At 69.5% G+C, this 17,791-nt stretch carries 19 protein-coding genes; 8 read left to right on the top strand and 11 right to left on the bottom strand.

Annotated elements, in window-relative coordinates; translation table 11 throughout:
- Positions 1-126 precede the first annotated feature (126 nt).
- Entirely contained in the window at positions 127-1,245 is a 1,119-nt protein-coding gene (gene serC, locus ABZ471_RS03680) for a phosphoserine transaminase (protein ID WP_359061983.1), read from the top strand.
- A 51-nt stretch (positions 1,246-1,296) separates the two neighbouring features.
- Here the strand turns inward: serC and ABZ471_RS03675 are convergent, their stop codons facing one another.
- From ABZ471_RS03675 to ABZ471_RS03660, 4 genes are all read right to left on the bottom strand, one after another.
- Positions 1,297-2,820 carry a caspase family protein gene (locus ABZ471_RS03675; RefSeq protein WP_359061981.1) on the bottom strand — a complete coding sequence of 508 codons (1,524 nt, stop codon included), beginning with the start codon at positions 2,818-2,820 and terminating at the stop codon, positions 1,297-1,299.
- 2 nt (positions 2,821-2,822) lie between these two features.
- On the bottom strand, positions 2,823-3,233 hold the full coding sequence (locus ABZ471_RS03670; protein WP_359061979.1) for a hypothetical protein: 411 nt from the start codon (positions 3,231-3,233) through the stop codon (positions 2,823-2,825).
- 115 nt (positions 3,234-3,348) lie between these two features.
- The gene (locus ABZ471_RS03665; RefSeq protein WP_359062287.1) at positions 3,349-3,498 is read right to left on the bottom strand and encodes a hypothetical protein; all 150 of its coding nucleotides are present in this window, start codon (positions 3,496-3,498) and stop codon (positions 3,349-3,351) included.
- 20 nt (positions 3,499-3,518) lie between these two features.
- Positions 3,519-4,505: a WD40 repeat domain-containing protein gene (locus ABZ471_RS03660; RefSeq protein ID WP_359061977.1), complete on the bottom strand. Its 987-nt coding sequence runs from the start codon at positions 4,503-4,505 to the stop codon at positions 3,519-3,521.
- 88 nt (positions 4,506-4,593) lie between these two features.
- Here ABZ471_RS03660 and ABZ471_RS03655 point away from each other — a divergent pair, with 88 nt between their 5' ends.
- The 3 genes from ABZ471_RS03655 (at position 4,594) to ABZ471_RS03645 (ending at position 6,993) form a co-directional block, all read left to right on the top strand.
- On the top strand, positions 4,594-5,277 hold the full coding sequence (locus ABZ471_RS03655; protein ID WP_359061975.1) for an SGNH/GDSL hydrolase family protein: 684 nt from the start codon (positions 4,594-4,596) through the stop codon (positions 5,275-5,277).
- Positions 5,278-5,365: 88 nt separating this feature from the next.
- On the top strand, positions 5,366-5,950 hold the full coding sequence (locus ABZ471_RS03650; RefSeq protein ID WP_359061973.1) for a Uma2 family endonuclease: 585 nt from the start codon (positions 5,366-5,368) through the stop codon (positions 5,948-5,950).
- Positions 5,951-6,000: 50 nt separating this feature from the next.
- Positions 6,001-6,993, top strand: coding sequence for an aldo/keto reductase (locus ABZ471_RS03645; RefSeq protein ID WP_359061971.1), 993 nt, complete (start codon positions 6,001-6,003; stop codon positions 6,991-6,993).
- A gap of 190 nt (positions 6,994-7,183) precedes the next feature.
- Here ABZ471_RS03645 and thpR read toward each other — a convergent pair whose 3' ends face one another.
- Positions 7,184-7,756 carry an RNA 2',3'-cyclic phosphodiesterase gene (thpR, locus tag ABZ471_RS03640; protein WP_359061969.1) on the bottom strand — a complete coding sequence of 191 codons (573 nt, stop codon included), beginning with the start codon at positions 7,754-7,756 and terminating at the stop codon, positions 7,184-7,186.
- 80 nt (positions 7,757-7,836) lie between these two features.
- Here thpR and ABZ471_RS03635 point away from each other — a divergent pair, with 80 nt between their 5' ends.
- Positions 7,837-8,373 (top strand): GNAT family N-acetyltransferase, encoded by a 537-nt coding sequence (locus ABZ471_RS03635; RefSeq protein ID WP_359061967.1) that lies wholly within the window; start codon positions 7,837-7,839, stop codon positions 8,371-8,373.
- A gap of 24 nt (positions 8,374-8,397) precedes the next feature.
- Here the strand turns inward: ABZ471_RS03635 and ABZ471_RS03630 are convergent, their stop codons facing one another.
- On the bottom strand, positions 8,398-9,669 hold the full coding sequence (locus tag ABZ471_RS03630) for an MFS transporter (protein ID WP_359062277.1): 1,272 nt from the start codon (positions 9,667-9,669) through the stop codon (positions 8,398-8,400).
- Positions 9,670-9,768: 99 nt separating this feature from the next.
- Complete coding sequence (locus ABZ471_RS03625) at positions 9,769-10,206, bottom strand: MarR family transcriptional regulator (RefSeq protein WP_359061965.1); 438 nt, start codon at positions 10,204-10,206, stop codon at positions 9,769-9,771.
- A gap of 154 nt (positions 10,207-10,360) precedes the next feature.
- On the opposite strand from ABZ471_RS03625, the gene ABZ471_RS03620 reads away from it, so the two are divergent.
- Positions 10,361-10,543: a ribbon-helix-helix protein, CopG family gene (locus tag ABZ471_RS03620; RefSeq protein ID WP_359061963.1), complete on the top strand. Its 183-nt coding sequence runs from the start codon at positions 10,361-10,363 to the stop codon at positions 10,541-10,543.
- A 4-nt stretch (positions 10,544-10,547) separates the two neighbouring features.
- Here ABZ471_RS03620 and ABZ471_RS03615 read toward each other — a convergent pair whose 3' ends face one another.
- Positions 10,548-11,999 carry an NCS2 family permease gene (locus ABZ471_RS03615; protein ID WP_359061961.1) on the bottom strand — a complete coding sequence of 484 codons (1,452 nt, stop codon included), beginning with the start codon at positions 11,997-11,999 and terminating at the stop codon, positions 10,548-10,550.
- A 162-nt stretch (positions 12,000-12,161) separates the two neighbouring features.
- On the opposite strand from ABZ471_RS03615, the gene ABZ471_RS03610 reads away from it, so the two are divergent.
- Both ABZ471_RS03610 and ABZ471_RS03605 read left to right on the top strand, forming a co-directional pair.
- Positions 12,162-12,431: a DUF2530 domain-containing protein gene (locus tag ABZ471_RS03610; protein ID WP_359061959.1), complete on the top strand. Its 270-nt coding sequence runs from the start codon at positions 12,162-12,164 to the stop codon at positions 12,429-12,431.
- 106 nt (positions 12,432-12,537) lie between these two features.
- On the top strand, positions 12,538-14,934 hold the full coding sequence (locus ABZ471_RS03605; protein ID WP_359061957.1) for an HAD-IC family P-type ATPase: 2,397 nt from the start codon (positions 12,538-12,540) through the stop codon (positions 14,932-14,934).
- Positions 14,935-14,938: 4 nt separating this feature from the next.
- Here the strand turns inward: ABZ471_RS03605 and ABZ471_RS03600 are convergent, their stop codons facing one another.
- The 3 genes from ABZ471_RS03600 to ABZ471_RS03590 all read right to left on the bottom strand — a co-directional run bounded on the left by ABZ471_RS03600 (position 14,939) and on the right by ABZ471_RS03590 (position 17,700).
- Positions 14,939-15,682, bottom strand: a complete 744-nt coding sequence (locus tag ABZ471_RS03600) for a VCBS repeat-containing protein (protein ID WP_359061956.1) — start codon at positions 15,680-15,682, stop codon at positions 14,939-14,941.
- A gap of 154 nt (positions 15,683-15,836) precedes the next feature.
- Positions 15,837-16,619 carry a hypothetical protein gene (locus tag ABZ471_RS03595; RefSeq protein ID WP_359061954.1) on the bottom strand — a complete coding sequence of 261 codons (783 nt, stop codon included), beginning with the start codon at positions 16,617-16,619 and terminating at the stop codon, positions 15,837-15,839.
- A 196-nt stretch (positions 16,620-16,815) separates the two neighbouring features.
- Positions 16,816-17,700: a hypothetical protein gene (locus ABZ471_RS03590; RefSeq protein WP_359061952.1), complete on the bottom strand. Its 885-nt coding sequence runs from the start codon at positions 17,698-17,700 to the stop codon at positions 16,816-16,818.
- Positions 17,701-17,791: the final 91 nt, after the last annotated feature.

Here is a 17,791-nt window from a genome sequence, read left to right as displayed (position 1 = left end):
CACCGTGACTTTTCCACAGCGTCCCATTTTTCGTCGTACAACCTCACAAGTCCACGGCTTGGCGATCTTGTCTCATCGGACGGACACGGTTCCGTCCCGTTTCGCGTAGCGGATACCCTCCGACTCGTGGCCGACATCCAGATTCCCGCTGACATCAAGCCCGCCGACGGACGATTCGGCGCGGGCCCCTCCAAGGTGCGCACCGAGGCGCTCGACGCGCTCGCCGCGACCGGAAGCTCCCTGCTCGGCACCTCCCACCGCCAGGCCCCGGTCAAGAACCTGGTGGGCCAGGTCCGCGAGGGCATCAGCTCTCTGTTCTCCCTCCCCGAGGGCTACGAGGTCGTCCTCGGCAACGGCGGGTCGACCGCCTTCTGGGACATCGCCACCCACGGACTGATCGAGAACAAGTCCCAGCACCTCAGCTTCGGCGAGTTCTCCTCGAAGTTCGCCAAGGCCGCCAAGCTCGCTCCCTGGCTGGCCGAGCCCACCGTCATCGCCACCGACCCCGGCACCCACCCCGAGGCGCAGGCCGAGGCGGGCGTCGACGTCTACGCCTTCACCCACAACGAGACCTCCACCGGTGTCGCCATGCCGATCAAGCGCGTGGCCGGCGCCGACGAGGGCGCGCTCGTCCTCGTGGACGCCACCTCCGGCGCGGGCGGCCTCCCCGTCGACGTGGCCGAGACCGACGTCTACTACTTCGCCCCGCAGAAGTCCTTCGCCTCCGACGGAGGCCTGTGGATCGGCGTCTTCTCCCCGGCCGCCGTCGAGCGCGCCGAGCGCGTCCACGCGAGCGGCCGTCACGTCCCGGAGTTCTTCTCGCTCCCCACCGCGATCGACAACTCCCGCAAGAACCAGACGTACAACACCCCGGCCCTCGCCACCCTCTTCCTGCTGGGCCAGCAGCTGGAGTGGCTCAACGGCCAGGGCGGCCTGGCCTTCTCCACGGCCCGTACGAAGGACTCCTCGACCCGCCTCTACACCTGGGCGGAGGAGTCCAAGTACGCCACCCCGTTCGTCTCCGACCCGGCCAAGCGCTCCCAGGTCATCGGCACGATCGACTTCTCGGACGAGATCGACGCGTCCGCCGTCGCCAAGGTGCTGCGCGCCAACGGCATCGTGGACACCGAGCCGTACCGCAAGCTCGGCCGCAACCAGCTGCGGATCGCGATGTTCCCGGCGATCGACCCGGCGGACGTCGAGGCCCTGACGAAGTGCATCGACTACGTGATCGAGAAGCTGTAGTCGTTCTCGTACGACAGTGAGGGCGCCCGGTGTCGCACCGGGCGCCCTTCTTCAACCCCGCTGGATGCCGCTGGTGTCCAGCAGGAGCCCGCGGCTGCCGTCCTCGGTCTGCGCGATCAGAGCGGCACCGCGTTGATCGACGGCCAGGTACCAGGTCCCGGGCACAAGTTCCGCGAACGGGGTCACCGACGAGCCGTCCTCCTTCACCAGGGGACGAGACACCGGCACGGCGAACCAGAACGGCATGAAATCCGGCTCCGGCACGGCCCCGACGGCCTTGGCGAGTTGCTCGGCACTGTGCAGGTTCTCCCGGATGCGCGCCCGGGCGCTCATCTGCCTCGACCTCTTCGCAGCGGCACTGCCGGAGCCCGCAGCCTCCTTCGCCGCACCGGACGTCGATGTCGTCCCGTGCTGGATTCCCCCGGTGTCGAGCAGGATTCCCCGCCTGCCGTCCCCGGCCTGGGCCACGAGGGCATCACCGCGTCGCTCGACCGCCAAGTACCAGTTCCCTGTCGCCAGTTCCGCGACCAATGCCATCGACCCGTCCTCGCTCATGAGCGGACGAGGCACCGGCACGGCGAACCAGAACGGCGCGAAATCCGGCTCCGGCACGGCCCCGACGGCCTTGGCGAGTCGCTGAGCCGTCTCCAGCGTCTGCCGGGCGCGCAGCTCCGACTGCCGCAGCTCCTCGGTCTCCCGGCGCAACCGCTCGGTCCTGGCCTCCATCTCGGCAAGCCGCTTCTCGGCGTCGCTCTGCCGGGCGGCCGACGCCTGCGCATCGCTGCCCTGACCGCTCGCACCGCCCGGCTCGCCCGTCACCGGCGCAACCGGAACGGCCCGGTTACGGGCGATCGCTATCAGACCGCCGACGTTACGGTTCCGCTGCTGCGGCAACGGCCGCGCCTTGGCCAGCAACCTCTGGTAGAGGTGCCGGTAGAGGGAGTCCATGTCGAGCGGATCAGGGCGACCGGCGACGCCTTCGGTGAAGGTCGTGACGAGTTCGCCGGTGAACGCGGTGTACGTCTCTCCCGGCGGCGACAGCGCGGGGCGGGTCTCCGCGGAAGCGGTGATCACACAGGTTCCGTCCACCACGGCCCGGTCGGCGACATGCGCGCTCGCGCTCATCTGCCCGATCAGGGCACGTCCGCTGTAGCAGCAGTCGAGGATGAGCACGGTGCGCTGAGCGGACGCCGAGGGGTCCAGCAGGGTCCGCCGCAGGTACTCGTACCGGAGCGAGGTGTATGCGCGCTCCGGGTCCGAGTCGGGCAGCGCCAGGTACAGCTCGTCCGTGTGCGGGTCCGTCAGGCCGTGCCCCGCGTAGTACACGACCAGCGTGTCCTTGGCCAGGCGGGCCTTCTCCCGCACCGTGTCCAGCACGTGGCCGGCCGTGGCCGGCTGCGCGATCACCGTGCAGGCGTCGTCGGCCAGCCCCCACACAGCGGGATCGGTGAACGCCGTGCGAAGCCCTTCGAGATTAGCGGCGACCGACGGAAGGTCCTCCAGAACGGTGTAGCCGTGCACGCCCACCAGAACCGCCTGGGAGCGCGTCGGATCGGACAGTACGGCCTCGTCCACAGCTACTCGCCGTCTGCGTTCACGGCGGGCGGATCGAGGGGCGCAGCCGCGGGCGGATCAGTGGTCGCGTCGGGCCCCCCGGCCGCGTTCCACTCCCGCAGGATCCGCTCGACCAGTTCCGGTGAGCCGTCGTACAGGGTGACGAGCGAACCGTCGCGTTCCAACGTGAGCCGCGGCGGCCGCGGTCGTGAGCTGCGCCAGGTGAGCACAGCGGTGATCAGGGAACCCAGGGCGATGCCGTTGCTGAGCACGACGTTCACCACGTCCAGCGCCCCGCCCATCTGCCCCTGCTCCTGCACGGCGGGCCGGACGGAGACCACGGCGTGCCCCCGTAACGTCCGCTCCGCCATGAGCCAGCGGTGCAGCGAGGACGCGTCCGCAGAACCCTCGCCGCACGTGATGGTGATCTCCAACAGGCTCGACTCCCCCTTCGACGACCACCGACGCCGCTCATCGTAGAGGGGGCCGCCCGGCACGGTCGCGGTTCCGGGCGACCCCCGGAGCGCGGACTGGCCGCCGGGAGGGACGTCAGCCCCTGGACGGGGTCTCGAAGTCGAACCAGTTGATCCCGGCGATACGCACCGGCTGCCCGGCCGCGTCCAGGATCTGCCGGCCGCCGGTGTGCCAGTAGCCGGCTCCGGAGGTGGCGTCCGCCTGCGCCGCGTGCGCGCACGTCAAGACCGTCGGCGCCCGCCGGTTCAGCCCCTGCGCCGCAGCCGCCGCAGGCCGAAGAGGGCGGCTGCGCCGACGGCCACGATGACGGCGCCGACCTTGAAACTCCCGCTGCCGGCGCCGCTGTTGCCGTCACCGGAAGCGGAACTTCCGCCGCTGGAGGGCGTCTTGCTCGCCCCTCCTCCGGCCGGTGCGTCCTCCGCCTGCACCGCGCTGTCGGCCCCCTCGCTGCCGTACATCAGCCTGGTCCCGTCGGCGGAGTACGTGACGGACTCCCCCTGCCCCTGCAGGGGCACGTCGAGCCGGCCCACCCGCTTGATCGTCCCGCCGTTCCAGTCGTAGGAGATGCCGCCGAAGTACCCCCGGACCACCAGCCGCCGGCCGTTCGGCGAGAAGGCGGCGTCGGTGGCCCAGAGGTCGACGGGGGCGACGGGCTCGAAGATGTTCGCGCCGGACGTGGAGAGGTGCGCGGGTCCCTCGTACAGATGCCCGCCGTCCTCCTTCTTGTCGATGATGTAGACCCGCCCGGTCCGGGGATGCACGACCAGCGACTCGGCGTTCCTCGCTCCGTCGGAGTACTTCACGACGTACTGCGCCGCCGTGACCGTCCGGTCCTTCAGCACCTTCGGCTCGGGCAGCCGGTAGATCCAGACGTACGGCCACTTGCCGTCGAGGTTGTCTCCGATGTCGCCGACGTAGATCTGGTTGTCCGGCCCGATCGAGATGGCCTCGACATCGCGCGGGGAGCCGACACCGCGCAGGGTCAGCGTGGCGACGGTCTTCCCGGTCGCGCTGTCCACGGCGTAGAGGTACGGCCCGTCGTCGCTGTCGTTGTGCGTCCAGTAGATGCCGGGGTGCAGACGGGAGGCGGCCAGGCCGCTGGACTCGGTGATCCGGGGGTCCTTGATGGTGAACCCCTGGTCACCGGCACGGTCACCACCGGCGGCGGAGGCGGGCAGCACACAGGCACCCGCGAGCAGGACCCCGGCGAGCAGGGCGAACGGTCGGCGCATGCACCAAGCCTGCCATCCCCGGGGCGCGTTCACGGGGCGTGGTGGGCCTCACACCCCACGCACCTCCGTGATCGTCCATCATGACCGGATGCTTAGGTTCATGCCCGTGGGCGACTCCATGACGATCGGGAGCGCGGGCGAGCACACGTGGCGTTACCGGCTGTGGCGACACCTGTGCGACTCGTACGGCTGCGCGTTCACCTTCGTCGGCCCGCGCGAGGAGCTGTACGACAAGACGGCCGAGGCGCCGACGTCGTACGCGTACGCCGAACCCGGCTTCCCCCGCTCCCACCTGGCCGGCTGGGGCGAGGGCTGGCTGCACATGGCCCCGCTGATCGGGGAGGCGGTACGGAAGCACAGGGCCGACGTGCTGCTCGTCTCCCTCGGCCTGATCGACCTGGGCTTCTACACCAACGCCGAGCAGACGGCGGACAACGTACGGGCCTTCGTCGCGGGCGCCCGTGAGGCCGACCCGCGCATCCGCATGGTGCTGCTGCCGGTGATCCCGAACATCCGGGCCGCGGCGGACGCCTCCTTCGCCGAGCAGGTGGACCGGTTCAACGTCCTGCTCGCCAAGACGGTCGCCGACCTGGACGAGCCCCGGTCGCCGCTCCTGCTGGCCTCGCCGCCGGAGTCGTACGACATCCACGCCGACACGTACGACGGGACGCATCCCAACGCGAGCGGGGAGCACCGGATCGCGGAGGCGTTCGCGGGGGCGATGTGGGAGGCGTGGGGGGTCGGACAGGCGTACGCGGCTGGAACAGGCTGACCTGTTTCCGGCGTCTCCCGGTCACCGTGCGTATCGTTGTACTGCGCGGCTGCACCTGTCCGTGGGGCAGCCGGGGAGGAGCGCCACGATGACCGTCCTTGAAGACAGGATCGAGATGGCCGAGGAGAGCGGCGAGCTGACTCTGGACGACCTGTTCGAGTCGCTTGAGCGGACCACCCCCGAGGGATACAAGGTCGACATCGTCGAGGGGGCCATTTTCATGTCGCCGCAGCGGGACACCCACTGGGAGATCATCGCCGACATCTACGAGCAGTTGCGCACCAAGTACCCCCGCAAGCGCGTCAAGTCGGACGTCCGCATCGACTACCCGGGCCACCTCAACGGCTTCTGCTCCGACGTGACCCTGGTGGCCGAGGGCGCCGAGAAGACGCCCGGGGGCCTCTGGCTCTGTGACGACGTCGAGTTCGTCGCAGAGGTCATCTCGAAGGGCACGGGACACAACGACTACGGCCCCAAGAAGACGGCCTACGCCACTGCCGAGGTTCCCGTCTACCTCGTCACCGATCCCTACCAGGGCAAGTGCCACCTCTACAGCCAGCCGAAGAACGGTGAGTACATCAGCGAGCTGACGGTCGCCTTCGGAGCGGACATCGACCTGACCGCCACCGACCTGGGCCTCACCCTCAAAACCGACGACTTCCCCCGCGACTAGAACCCAAGTCGCTTGCATAGAGCGCACTCCAAGCCGTTGGCTGGTTGCCCATGAAGTACACGCAGCTAGGACGCACGGGACTCAAGGTCAGCCGACTCGTTCTCGGCACCATGAACTTCGGCCCGCAGACCGACGAGGCCGACAGCCACGCGATCATGGACGCGGCGCTGGACGCGGGCATCAACTTCTTCGACACCGCCAACGTGTACGGCTGGGGCGAGAACAAGGGCCGTACGGAATCGATCATCGGCAACTGGTTCGCCCAGGGCGGCGACCGGCGCGACAAGGTCGTCCTCGCCACCAAGGTGTACGGCAACATGGCCGCCGACGGCGACGCCTGGCCCAACCACGACAAGCTGTCCGCCCTCAACATCCGGCGGGCCGTGGACGCCAGCCTGAAGCGGCTGCAGACCGACTACATCGACGTCTACCAGTTCCACCACGTCGACCGCCGGACCCCCTTCGAGGAGATCTGGCAGGCCATCGACGTGCTCGTGCAGCAGGGCAAGATCCTGTACGTCGGCTCCTCCAACTTCCCCGGCTACAAGATCGCCCAGGCCAACGAGGTCGCCGCCCGGCGAGGCGGCACCATCGGGCTGGTCAGCGAGCAGTGCCTGTACAACCTGGCCGAGCGCCGCGCCGAGATGGAGGTCGTTCCGGCCGCGCAGGAGTACGGCCTCGGGGTCATCCCCTGGTCGCCGCTGCACGGCGGTCTGCTCGGCGGAGTGATCAAGAAGGAGGCACAGGGCGGGCGCCGCGCCTCCGGCCGGGCCGCCGACTCGCTGGCGAACACCACCATCCGCGCACAGATCCAGTCCTACGAGGACCTGCTCGACAAGCACGGTGTGGAGCCCGGCGAGGCCGCCCTGGCCTGGCTGCTCACCCGCCCCGGCGTGACCGGCCCGATCGTCGGCCCGCGCACCGCCGAACAGCTCGACTCCGCCCTGCGCGCGGTCGAGCTGGAACTGAGCGAGGAGCTGCTGGCCGGCCTCGACGAGATCTTCCCGGGCCCGGGTCCGTCACCCGAGGCCTTCGCCTGGTAGACGCCGGCGAGGGGAACGCCCTCCGGGACGGCGGGGCCGCATGCGCCGTGCGGCCCCGCCGTGGGGGCGCGACCGGTCGCACAGGCCGGGGAGCTACCTGACCGCCGCCGACAGGGCAACCACCACAAACATCAGCACAAGTACACCGGCCATGATCCGGTTCCGGGTTTTCGGGTCCACGTACCCGAGCCTAACCGGCGCCGCCGAGCGCCCAGCGGGCGACCGTCTCGTACCGGGGCTGTTCCCCGGGCACCCCGGACCTCGGCAGGTTGCTGCGCACCAGGGCGAGGTCGGCCACGGTCCAGGTGCGGCTCGTGAAGGCGGCGAGGGCGGTGACGTACGGCCGTACGTCCACCGCGTCACGGCTGCGCGCCACCGTCAGGTGGGCCTTGTAGCGCCGGTGCTCCCCCATCGGCACCCCGGCCTTCCGCGCCGCCGCCTCCGCCCGGTCGGCCAGCAGGCGCAGGGTCTCCAGATCGCCGGAGGCGCCCGCCCACAGGGCCCGCCCGTGCCCGAACTGCCCGCCGCCGGAGACGGCGAGGGGGAAGGAGGCGGTGCGGTGGGCGGCACGGGCCAGCCGGTCCGAGAGGTCCGGTACGAGTTCGTCGTCGACCTCGCCGTAGAAGGCGAGCGTGTAGTGCCAGCCGGGGCGGCCGGTCCAGCGCAGTCCGTCGGCGCCCGGCAGCCCGTGCAGCAGGGCCACCTCGGCGGCGACTTCGTTCGTCACGTCCTCCGGGGGCAGCACGGCGGCGAAGAGTCTCATGACGTCACCCTGCCAGGGAATTCGCCCTGCAAGGCACAAAGCCGCTGACCCGACCGGCCCGGCCCGGCATGATCGACTGCATGGAGAAGAACGGGAAGATCAGCATCAGAGAAGGCGGGCCGGACGACATCCCCGTGATACTCGGCATGTTCGACAGTGCCGTCGCGTGGCTCGTGGCGCAGGGGCGTACCCGGCAGTGGGGCACCACGCCCTGGTCGGAGAACCCCAGGGCGGTGGACATGATCACCCGGTACGTCACCGAGGGCGCCCCCTACATCGCCGAGTACGACGGTGTCCCGGCGGCCACGCTCACCCTCACCGACACGCCCGGCGACTACCTGGAGCCCGCCGACGAGCCCGAGCGGTTCATCCACATCCTCGCCTCCGACCGCCGCTTCCAGGGCCACGGCACCGGTGCCGCGCTGCTCGCCCACGCGGCCGAGGAGACCCGCCGGGCCGGGATCTCGCTCCTGCGCGTGGACTGCTACGCGGGCGACGACCGCAAGCTGGTCGCCTTCTACGAGCGCAACGGCTTCATCCCGACCGAGTCCTTCACCGTCAGCACGGTCGGCGACGACGCCTGGCCGGGGCAGGTGCTGGCCCGGAGGGTCCTGTAAGGACCCCCCGGAGGGCAGGGCCGCTCAGGCCGCCGTCGCCAGCTGCTCCCGCTCACGCGGGACGAACCGCACCTGCGGATGGCCGTGGTGCCATCCCACGGCCAGGCGCAGGTCGCCGATGCGGACGAGGACCAGTCCGATCGCGGCGGCCGCCACGGCGGAGATGACGCCGCCGAGGGCGAAGCCGACGCGGGGGCCGTAGGTGTCGGTGATCCAGCCGACGACCGGCGCGCCGAGCGGCGTACCGCCCATGAACACCATCATGAACAGGGCCATCACGCGGCCGCGCATGGCCGGGTCGGTGGCCATCTGCACGGCGGTGTTCGCGGTGACGTTGACCGTCAGGCCGAAGATCCCGATCGGGACCATGAGCAGGGCGAACAGCCAGTACGAGGGGGCCAGCGCGGCCACGACCTCCAGCGTGCCGAAGGCCACCGCGGCGGCGATCAGGACGCGCAGGCGGGCGGTGCCGCGGCGGGCGGCCAGCAGGGCGCCGCCGAGGGAGCCGACGGCCATCAGGGTGTTGAACAGGCTGTAGGCGCCGGCGCCGGCGTGGAAGACGTCGTCGGCGTAGGCCGAGAGCCACACCGGGAAGTTGAAGCCGAAGGTGCCGATGAAGCCGACGAGGACGATCGGCCAGATCAGTTCCGGGCGGCCCGCCACGTAGCGCAGGCCCTCCCTCAGCTGGCCCTTGCCGCGCGGGGCGCGCTCCACCACGTGCAGTTCGCGGGCGCGCATCAGGAGCAGTCCGGCGATCGGGGCGACGAAGGACAGGCCGTTGAAGAGGAACGCCCAGCCGGTGCCCACGCCGGTGATCATCAGGCCGGCGACGGCCGGGCCGACCAGGCGGGCGGACTGGAAGTTGGCGGAGTTCAGGCTGACCGCGTTCTGCAGCTGCTCGGGGCCGACCATCTCGGAGACGAAGGACTGCCGGGCCGGGTTGTCGACCACCGTGGCGAGGCCGACGGCGAAGGCGGCGACGTAGACGTGCCAGACCTGGACGTGGCCGGTGAGGGTCAGCGCGGCCAGCGCGAGGCCCGTGACGGCCATGGCGGTCTGGGTGACGAACAGCGTGGGCCGCTTGGGGAGGCGGTCGACCAGGACGCCGCCGTAGAGACCGAACAGCAGCATCGGCAGGAACTGGAGGGCCGTCGTGATGCCGACGGCCGCGGAGGAACCGGTGAGGCTGAGCACGAGCCAGTCCTGGGCGATGCGCTGCATCCAGGTGCCCGTGTTGGAGACGACCTGGCCCAGGAAGAACAGGCGGTAGTTCCGGATCCTCAGCGAGCTGAACATCGAGGACTTGCGGGAGGTGGGGGTAGTAGTGACCGGTGCGGGGGCGGAAGGTGCTCCGGGTCCCGTACTCAAAAGGGTTCGCCTCCTTGGGTGGCTTGCTTACAGATGCGCGAGTTTCTCCAGCACGGGGGCGGCGGCGCGCAGTTTGGCCCACTCGTCCTCGTCGAGGTCCTCGACCAGGCCGGCCAGGAACGCGTTGCGCTTGCGGCGGCTCTCCTCGAGCATCGCCTCGGCCTGCTCGGTCCTGCTGACGACCTTCTGGCGCCGGTCCTCGGGGTGTGGCTCCAGACGGACCAGCCCCTTGGCTTCGAGCAGCGCGACGATCCGGGTCATCGACGGCGGCTGGACGTGCTCCTTGCGGGCCAGCTCGCCCGGCGTGGCCTGGCCGCAGCGGGACAGGGTGCCGAGCACCGACATCTCGGTGGGGCTCAGCGACTCGTCGACCCGCTGGTGCTTGAGCCGACGGGACAGCCGCATCACGGCGGAGCGGAGGGAGTTCACGGCGGCAGCGTCGTCGCCATGGGTAAGGTCCGGCATGTTCTTTAGAGTAACTCATTACTCTCGCTAAAGACCAGCGCGACACGCCAGAATGCCCGTGACGCACGCCACTGAACCGCCCGATCACTCATATGAGTGAGTCGATTGCGGGAAGTGACACATCGGACGGCCGGATGTGGCGACCCTCATAGGCATGGGGACCAGTGTGCTCAGCCTGCGGATAGACGGGGAGCTGCTCGAGAGGCTCCGGCACCATGCGGCGAAAAGAGGAATGAGCGTGCAGGACTACGTGATCCGCACGCTCATTCGGGACGACTTCGACGAGCGGTTCCAGACCGCCGTCGAGGAGACGGAGAAGTTCTACGGGGTCACCTGAGGACTCACGTCAGACCCAGGGCCGGCATCAGGTAGTAGAAGGCGAAGACCGCCGAGACGACGTACATCGCCACCGGGACCTCCTTCGCGCGGCCGGCCGCCAGGCGCAGCACCACGAAGGTGATGAAGCCCATGCCGATGCCGTTGGTGATCGAGTAGGTGAACGGCATCATCAGCATCGTCACGAAGGCCGGGATCGCGATGGTGTAGTCCGCCCAGTCGATCTCCTTGACGGAGTTCGACAGGATCAGGAAGCCCACCGCGACCAGGGCCGGCGTGGCCGCCTGGGACGGGACCATCGTGGCGACCGGGGTGAGGAAGAGGGCCACCGCGAAGAGGCCGCCCGTGACGACGTTCGCGAAGCCCGTGCGCGCGCCCTCGCCGACACCCGCCGTGGACTCCACGAACGCGGTGGTGGCCGAGGAGGAGCTGGCGCCGCCCGCCGCGACCGCGAGGCCGTCCACGAAGAGGACCTTGTTGATGCCGGGCATGTAGCCCTGGGCGTCGGTCAGCTTGGCCTCGTCGCTGACGCCCATGATCGTGCCCATCGCGTCGAAGAAGCACGACAGCAGGACCGTGAAGACGAACAGGATCCCGGTCAGCACGCCGACCTTGGAGAAGCCGCCGAACAGGCTGAACTGGCCGATCAGGCCGAAGTCGGGGGTGGCGACCGGGTTGCCCGGCCACTTCGGGACGGTCAGGCCCCAGGTCGTGACCGTGGCGAGCGAGTTGATGATCAGTGCGAGGACGGTCATGGAGACGATGGAGATCAGGATCGCGCCCGGCACCTTGCGCACGATGAGCGCGAAGGTGAGCAGCGTGCCCAGGACGAAGATCAGCACCGGCCAGCCGTCGAGGTGACCGTTGCCGCCGAGCTGGAGCGGGACGGTGGTCTGGGCGGCGTCCGGGATGCGGGTGACGAAACCGGAGTCGACCAGGCCGATCAGCATGATGAACAGGCCGATACCGATGGAGATCGCCTTGCGCAGGCCGAACGGTACGGCGTTCATCACGCGCTCGCGCAGACCCGTGGCCACCAGCAGCATGACCACGAAACCGGCCAGCACGACCATGCCCATGGCGTCCGGCCAGGACATCCGGGGCGCCAGCTGGAGCGCGACGACCGAGTTCACGCCGAGACCGGCGGCGAGCGCGATCGGCACATTGCCGATGACACCCATCAGGAGCGTGGTGAACGCCGCCGTCAGGGCGGTCGCCGTGACCAGCTGGCCGTTGTTCAAGTGGTGCCCGTACATGTCCTTCGCGCTGCCGAGGATGATCGGGTTCAGCACGATGATGTACGCCATCGCAAAGAAGGTGGCGAAACCGCCGCGGATCTCGCGGGCCAGGGAGCTGCTGCGCTCGGAGATCCGGAAGAAGCGGTCGAGCGCACCGTACGTGGGAGCTCCGCCCGGCTGTTCGGGAGCGGGGACCTTGGCGGGAGCCGAGGTGGACATGCGGGACCTCATCACCAGCGGGGTTCCCCCGAGCCCTGTTGGAGTTTCATACGAGCAGAAGTGGACAAAGACAAACGGTTTCAGTATGAACGTATGAGTCAGAGATCGCTATCTCCGCGCGTAGACATTCCATCTCCCGACTCGCCTCGTAAGCTGTGCCCCATGGCTAAGTGGACCCCCAAGCACGAGGCGCCGGAGCCCCTGGAGGGCCCCGTGGTCGCCACCATCACCGGCGGCACGATCGTGTGGTTCGTCCTCTTCCTGGTCCAGCTCCCCTTCTACGGCTGGTTCGACGACCACGGCCACCTCTGGTGGGTGTGGACCTGCCTGGCCGGGGGCGGGCTGGGGCTGATCGGCATCTGGTACGTCCGTAAGCGGGACGCGGCGATCAAAAGGGACGCGGCGCTGAAGGCGGCTGCCGCCACGGAGTAGCCGGCGGCCCGGCTCTACAACCAGGGCACGACTCGGCTCCTCCCCAAGTCGGAACTTCCCCCCACTCGGCAGGTGAAGGCGCAAAACCGCACGTACCGTCGAATGCATGACCCATATCGACGCGGGCGCCGAACTCGACCCCGTGCATCCGGTGGCCCTGCCGGGTGTGCCCTCGACCGGTCTGACCGGCGCCCAGGTCGCCGAGCGCGTCGCGCGCGGGCAGGTCAACGACGTGCCGGTGCGCAGCAGCCGCTCCCTGGGCGAGATCGTCCGCGCGAACGTCTTCACCCGGTTCAACGCGATCATCGGTGTGCTGTGGCTGGTCATGCTGTTCGTCGCGCCGATCCAGGACAGCCTCTTCGGCTTCGTGATCCTCGCCAACACCGGCATCGGCATCGTCCAGGAGTGGCGGGCCAAGCAGACCCTGGACTCGCTCGCCGTGATCGGCGAGGCCCGGCCGACCGTCCGCCGCGACGGGAACGCCGTCGAGGTGGCCACGAACGAGATCGTCCTGGACGACCTCATAGAGACGGGCCCCGGGGACAAGATCGTCGTGGACGGGGTGTGCCGGGAGGCCGACGGGCTGGAGATCGACGAGTCGCTGCTCACCGGTGAGGCCGATCCGGTCGTCAAACACCCCGGCGACCAGGTGATGTCCGGCAGTTTCGTGGTCGCGGGCGGTGGCGCCTTCCAGGCGACCAAGGTGGGCCGCGAGGCGTACGCGGCCCAGCTCGCCGAGGAGGCCTCCCGCTTCACCCTCGTCCACTCCGAACTGCGCTCCGGCATCTCCACGATCCTCAAGTACGTGACCTGGATGATGGTCCCGGCCGCGATCGGCCTGGTCGTCACCCAGCTCGTCGTCAAGAACAACGACCTGAAGGACGCGGTCGCCCGCACGGTCGGAGGCATCGTCCCGATGGTCCCGGAGGGGCTGGTGCTGCTCACCTCCGTGGCCTTCGCGATCGGGGTCATCCGGCTCGGCCGGAAACAGTGCCTGGTCCAGGAGCTGCCCGCCATCGAGGGACTGGCCCGCGTCGACACCGTCTGCCTGGACAAGACGGGGACGCTGACCGAGGGCGGCATGGACGTCACCGAGCTGAGGACCCTCGACGGGTACGACGAGACGTACGTACGCAGGGTCCTCGGCGCCCTCGGCGAGTCCGACCCGCGCCCCAACGCCTCCCTCCAGGCGATCATCGACGCCTACCCGGACAGCGAGGAGTGGCGCTGCATCGAGTCGCTTCCCTTCTCCTCCGCCCGCAAGTACAGCGGCGCCGCGTTCAGCGAGGGGGACGGCGAGGCGAGCACCTGGCTCCTGGGCGCCCCCGATGTGCTGCTCACCGCCGAGGACCCGGCACTGGCCGAAACCGAGCGCCTCAACGAGCAGGGCCTACGGGTCCTGCTCCTCGCGCGTGCCACCTGCGACCTGGACGACCCCGAGCCGGCCCGGGGCGCCCGCCCCACCGCCCTGGTGGTCCTGGAGCAGCGGCTGCGGCCCGACGCCGGCGACACCCTGCGCTACTTCGCGGACCAGAACGTCCGGGCCAAGGTCATCTCCGGTGACAACGCGGTGTCGGTCGGAGCGGTCGCCGCCAAGCTGGGCCTGTCCGGTACGGCGGTGGACGCGCGCCGGCTGCCGGCCGACCGACCGGGGATGGCGCAGGCACTGGACCAGGGGACCGTCTTCGGCCGGGTCACCCCGCAGCAGAAGCGGGACATGGTGGGCGCGCTGCAGTCGCACGGGCACACGGTCGCGATGACCGGCGACGGCGTGAACGACGTGCTGGCCCTCAAGGACGCCGACATCGGCGTCTCGATGGGCTCGGGTTCGGAGGCGACCCGGGCGGTCGCACAGATCGTCCTGCTGAACAACAGCTTCTCGACCCTGCCGTCGGTGGTGGCCGAGGGCCGCCGGGTCATCGGCAACATCACCCGCGTGGCGACCCTGTTCCTCGTCAAGACGGTCTACTCGGTACTCCTCGCGGTGCTGGTGGTGTGCTGGCAGGTCGAGTACCCCTTCCTGCCGCGCCATCTGACCCTGCTCTCCACCCTCACCATCGGCGTCCCGGCCTTCTTCCTGGCCCTGGCCCCCAACAAGGAACGGGCCCGCCCCCACTTCGTCCGCAGAGTCATGCGCTACTCGATCCCGGGCGGGGTGGTGGCGGGAGCGGCGACCTTCGTGACGTACCTGGTCGCCCGCCACCACTACACCGGTCCGGGCGCCCTGGAGGCGGAGACCAGTGCGGCGACCCTGACCCTGTTCCTGATCTCCATGTGGGTCCTGGCGATCATCGCCCGCCCCTACAGCTGGTGGCGCGTCGCCCTGGTGGCCGCGATGGGCGCGGCCTTCGTGTTCGTGCTCGTGGTGCCCGCCCTGCAGAGCTTCTTCGCGCTGAAGCTGGTGGGCATGGAGATGCCGTGGACTGCGGTGGGGGTGGCGGTGGCGGCGGCGGCCGTCCTGGAGTTGCTGTGGAGATGGGTCGACCGCCGCTTCCCGGCCTGATGGTTCAGACCGAGGGCCACATGGTCCGGCCCGCCGCGAGCCCGCCCTTGCCGTCACCGGCGTACAGGCGCAGGTCGCCGCTGGAGGACAGAGCGGCGAGGTCGGCCTTGCCGTCGCCGTCGAAGTCGCCGCCGAGCACGCGGTCCACGGTGCCCCAGGACTTGTCGGGCCACATCGAGCGGCCCTTGTCGAAGGTGCCGTCGGCCTTGCCCGGGAAGAGGCTCAGGGAGCCGTCCGCGGCGACGGCGGCGATGTCGTCACGTCCGTCGCCGTTGAAGTCGCCCGTGGCGATGTGCTTCTTCTTCCAGGTCTTGTCCGGCCACATCGACTTCTTCTGGTTCACGAGATTGCCGTCGGCATCCCTCTTGTACGTGTAGAGGGAGCCGTCGGGCCACTGGAACAGCAGGGTGTCGCGTCCCGGGGTCGCGGTGTGCAGGGCGGCGACGGGCAGGCCGTCCTTCCAGGCGGCGTCGGTCCACAGCTTGGCCCGCGTACACACCGACGGAATCAGGGAGTGCTTCGAGGCCAGGAAGAGATCCCCGCCGTCCTCCACGGTGATCACTTCGAGCCCCTTTCCGGCCTCGAAGTCGCCCGCGACGAGTTCCTTCTGGCCGGTGCGGCCCAGGGAGTTCAGGTAACTGCCGTATTCCAGCGTGCCATCGGGGCGGCTGGTGAAGACGTGCGCGGTGCCGTTGACCAGGCGGGCCGCGATGTCCGTGCGCCCGTCGCCGGCACCGGCATCCGCCACTGGAAACAGTTGTCGGACAGCCAGCAGCAGCCGGCGGTGGACCACCTGTTCACCCTGCTGATCGCGTTCCTGTCCGAGCGGGACGCGTCTTAGCGCGACGGCCGCGCCACCGGTACGACACCGGTGGCGCGGCCGTTCGTCTTGCTGAGGGGACTTACTGCACGTCGACGTAGTCGCCCTTGGCGCTGACGGACGACGTGGTGGAGACGCCCGCGAAGCTGTAGCGGTAGTAGCCGTCGGAGCCGGCCGTGACCGTGGTCTTCAGGGCGCCCGTGGAGGACGTCGTGAGGGTCTTGACGGTGGTGTAGGTGGTGGTGCCCGCCTTCGCGAACTGGAGCTTGACCGACTGGCCGCCGAAGGCGATGTACTTGCCGGTCTCCCAGTTGGCGCGGGTCAGGGTGCCGGTGATGGTGAGGGTCTTGCCCTTCTTGACCGGCTCGGGGGTGGCGTCGGCGGTGAGCCTGGCGGCGCGGCGGACCGGGATGGTGCCCAGGTCGTTCTGCCACTTCGTGGCGTAGGTCGTCTTGTTGACGGCGAGCCCGCCGGTCTTCCAGGTGCCGGCGTCCGAGTTCAGCAGCTCGTCGGCGGGGAGGACGATCGTGGCCGAGCAGTTCAGGGTGGTCGAGGAGACCTTGGTGCAGGTGCCCGGCTCGTCGCTGATGACCTCCGAGTCGGCGCCCTTGGCCGATGTGCCGCGGTAGAGCACCGGGCCGGTGTCGATGTTGCTGACGGAGACGGTGGAGGGGTGCGTCAGGGTGTAGGTCGCCTTGACCTTGACCGTCGACGTCGCGCCGATGGTGATGGCCTTGCCGCCGTTGACCTTCATGTGGGAGAAGGTGACGTTCGGCGCCGTGGTGGCCGCGTGTGCGGCGGGGACGGCGAGGGCGGAGAGGGCCAGGGCGCCGGAGACGGCGGCCACGGTGGCACGTATGCGCATGTGCGTTTCCCCTGGAGGGAGAAGTGAACGTGGAGTCGGTTGACTCACGCGATCAGATCCGTGAGGGGTGTGGCTGGTTGTACGGCAAGAGCGCTTCCCAGCCAGATTTTGACCCTGGATTGCCACCCCATGGCACAAGCGAGAGGGAACGTTCCGGCCCCGAAAACGGAAGGTGTCCGGAGCCGGAACTCGGTGCTTACTGCACGTCGACGAAGTCACCCGTGACGTCGACCGCCGAGGTGGACGTGAAGCCCGCGAAGGAGTAGCGGAAGTAGCCGTCGGCCGTGGCCTTGGTCGTCGTCTTCAGGTAGCCCGTGGAGTCCGACTTGATGGTCTTCAGCGTGGTGTAGGTGCTGGAACCCTTCTTGCGGAACTGGAGCTTCACCGGCTGGTTGCCGAGGCCGGCGTACTTGTGCGACTCCCAGTTGGCGCGGGACAGCTTGCCCGTGACCGTGATGGTCCTGCCCTTCTTCACCGGCTCCGGCGAGGCGTTGACCGTCAGCGTGGAGTTGCGCTGCACCAAGGTGGTGCCGAGGTCGAACTGGACGGCGCTCTTCTCGCTGTCGAAGTCCAGCGCGACCGCGGCGGCGTGCCAGGTGCCGGCCTGGGAGTTCTTCAGCTCCGAGCTGAACTCGCCCGACGGGTAGATGTCGATCCGCCCCTTGCAGGTGGCGGTGGTCGCCGAGGCCTTCGTGCAGGTCGCGGGCTCGTCGCCGCTCAGGTCGTTGTCCGGGGCACTGGAGGAACCGCGGTAGAGGGCCGGGAGGCTGAAGAACGAGTCCGAGGTGATGTCGAGTCCGGCCTCGTGGGTCAGCGTGTAGGAGACCGCCACGGAGACGTGGGCGGTCGGGCCGACCTTGATCGCCTTGGCGATCTTGAAGTTGGAGAAGGAGACCTTCAGGTCGCCGACCGGGGCGGAGGCGGCGCTGAACGCGGTCCTGCCGGACGCGTGCTGCGCGAGGACGCTGGCGACCTCTGCGCGGTACGAGGTGCCCCCGCCGGCGGCCTGCGCGGCCGGCACGGCGAGGGCGGAGAGGGCCAGGGCGCCGGAGACGGCGGCCACAGTGGCACGAATGCGCATGCGTTCCCCTGTATGGAGAAAGGTGGACACGAAGTCCAAGTGATCGTGGAGTCAGTCGACTCGCGTGATCAGATCGCCGCCGCGCGGGAAT

The sequence above is a fragment of the Streptomyces sp. NPDC005728 genome, from assembly GCF_040630895.1.
GTDB lineage: Bacteria > Actinomycetota > Actinomycetes > Streptomycetales > Streptomycetaceae > Streptomyces.
This window is presented reverse-complemented; position numbering and strand designations above follow the sequence as displayed.

Excerpts from the sequence above, each read along its gene's own strand:
- ABZ471_RS03660 (WP_359061977.1), bottom strand. The coding sequence starts at position 4,505 with ATGCGCCGACCGTTCGCCCTGCTCGCCGGGGTCCTGCTCGCGGGTGCC.
- ABZ471_RS03655 (WP_359061975.1), top strand. The coding sequence starts at position 4,594 with ATGCTTAGGTTCATGCCCGTGGGCGACTCCATGACGATCGGGAGCGCG.
- ABZ471_RS03650 (WP_359061973.1), top strand. The coding sequence starts at position 5,366 with ATGACCGTCCTTGAAGACAGGATCGAGATGGCCGAGGAGAGCGGCGAG.
- ABZ471_RS03645 (WP_359061971.1), top strand. The coding sequence starts at position 6,001 with ATGAAGTACACGCAGCTAGGACGCACGGGACTCAAGGTCAGCCGACTC.
- thpR (WP_359061969.1), bottom strand. The coding sequence starts at position 7,756 with ATGAGACTCTTCGCCGCCGTGCTGCCCCCGGAGGACGTGACGAACGAA.
- ABZ471_RS03635 (WP_359061967.1), top strand. The coding sequence starts at position 7,837 with ATGGAGAAGAACGGGAAGATCAGCATCAGAGAAGGCGGGCCGGACGAC.
- ABZ471_RS03630 (WP_359062277.1), bottom strand. The coding sequence starts at position 9,669 with ATGTTCAGCTCGCTGAGGATCCGGAACTACCGCCTGTTCTTCCTGGGC.
- ABZ471_RS03625 (WP_359061965.1), bottom strand. The coding sequence starts at position 10,206 with ATGCCGGACCTTACCCATGGCGACGACGCTGCCGCCGTGAACTCCCTC.
- ABZ471_RS03620 (WP_359061963.1), top strand. The coding sequence starts at position 10,361 with ATGGGGACCAGTGTGCTCAGCCTGCGGATAGACGGGGAGCTGCTCGAG.
- ABZ471_RS03615 (WP_359061961.1), bottom strand. The coding sequence starts at position 11,999 with ATGTCCACCTCGGCTCCCGCCAAGGTCCCCGCTCCCGAACAGCCGGGC.
- ABZ471_RS03610 (WP_359061959.1), top strand. The coding sequence starts at position 12,162 with ATGGCTAAGTGGACCCCCAAGCACGAGGCGCCGGAGCCCCTGGAGGGC.
- ABZ471_RS03605 (WP_359061957.1), top strand. The coding sequence starts at position 12,538 with ATGACCCATATCGACGCGGGCGCCGAACTCGACCCCGTGCATCCGGTG.
- ABZ471_RS03595 (WP_359061954.1), bottom strand. The coding sequence starts at position 16,619 with ATGCGCATACGTGCCACCGTGGCCGCCGTCTCCGGCGCCCTGGCCCTC.
- ABZ471_RS03590 (WP_359061952.1), bottom strand. The coding sequence starts at position 17,700 with ATGCGCATTCGTGCCACTGTGGCCGCCGTCTCCGGCGCCCTGGCCCTC.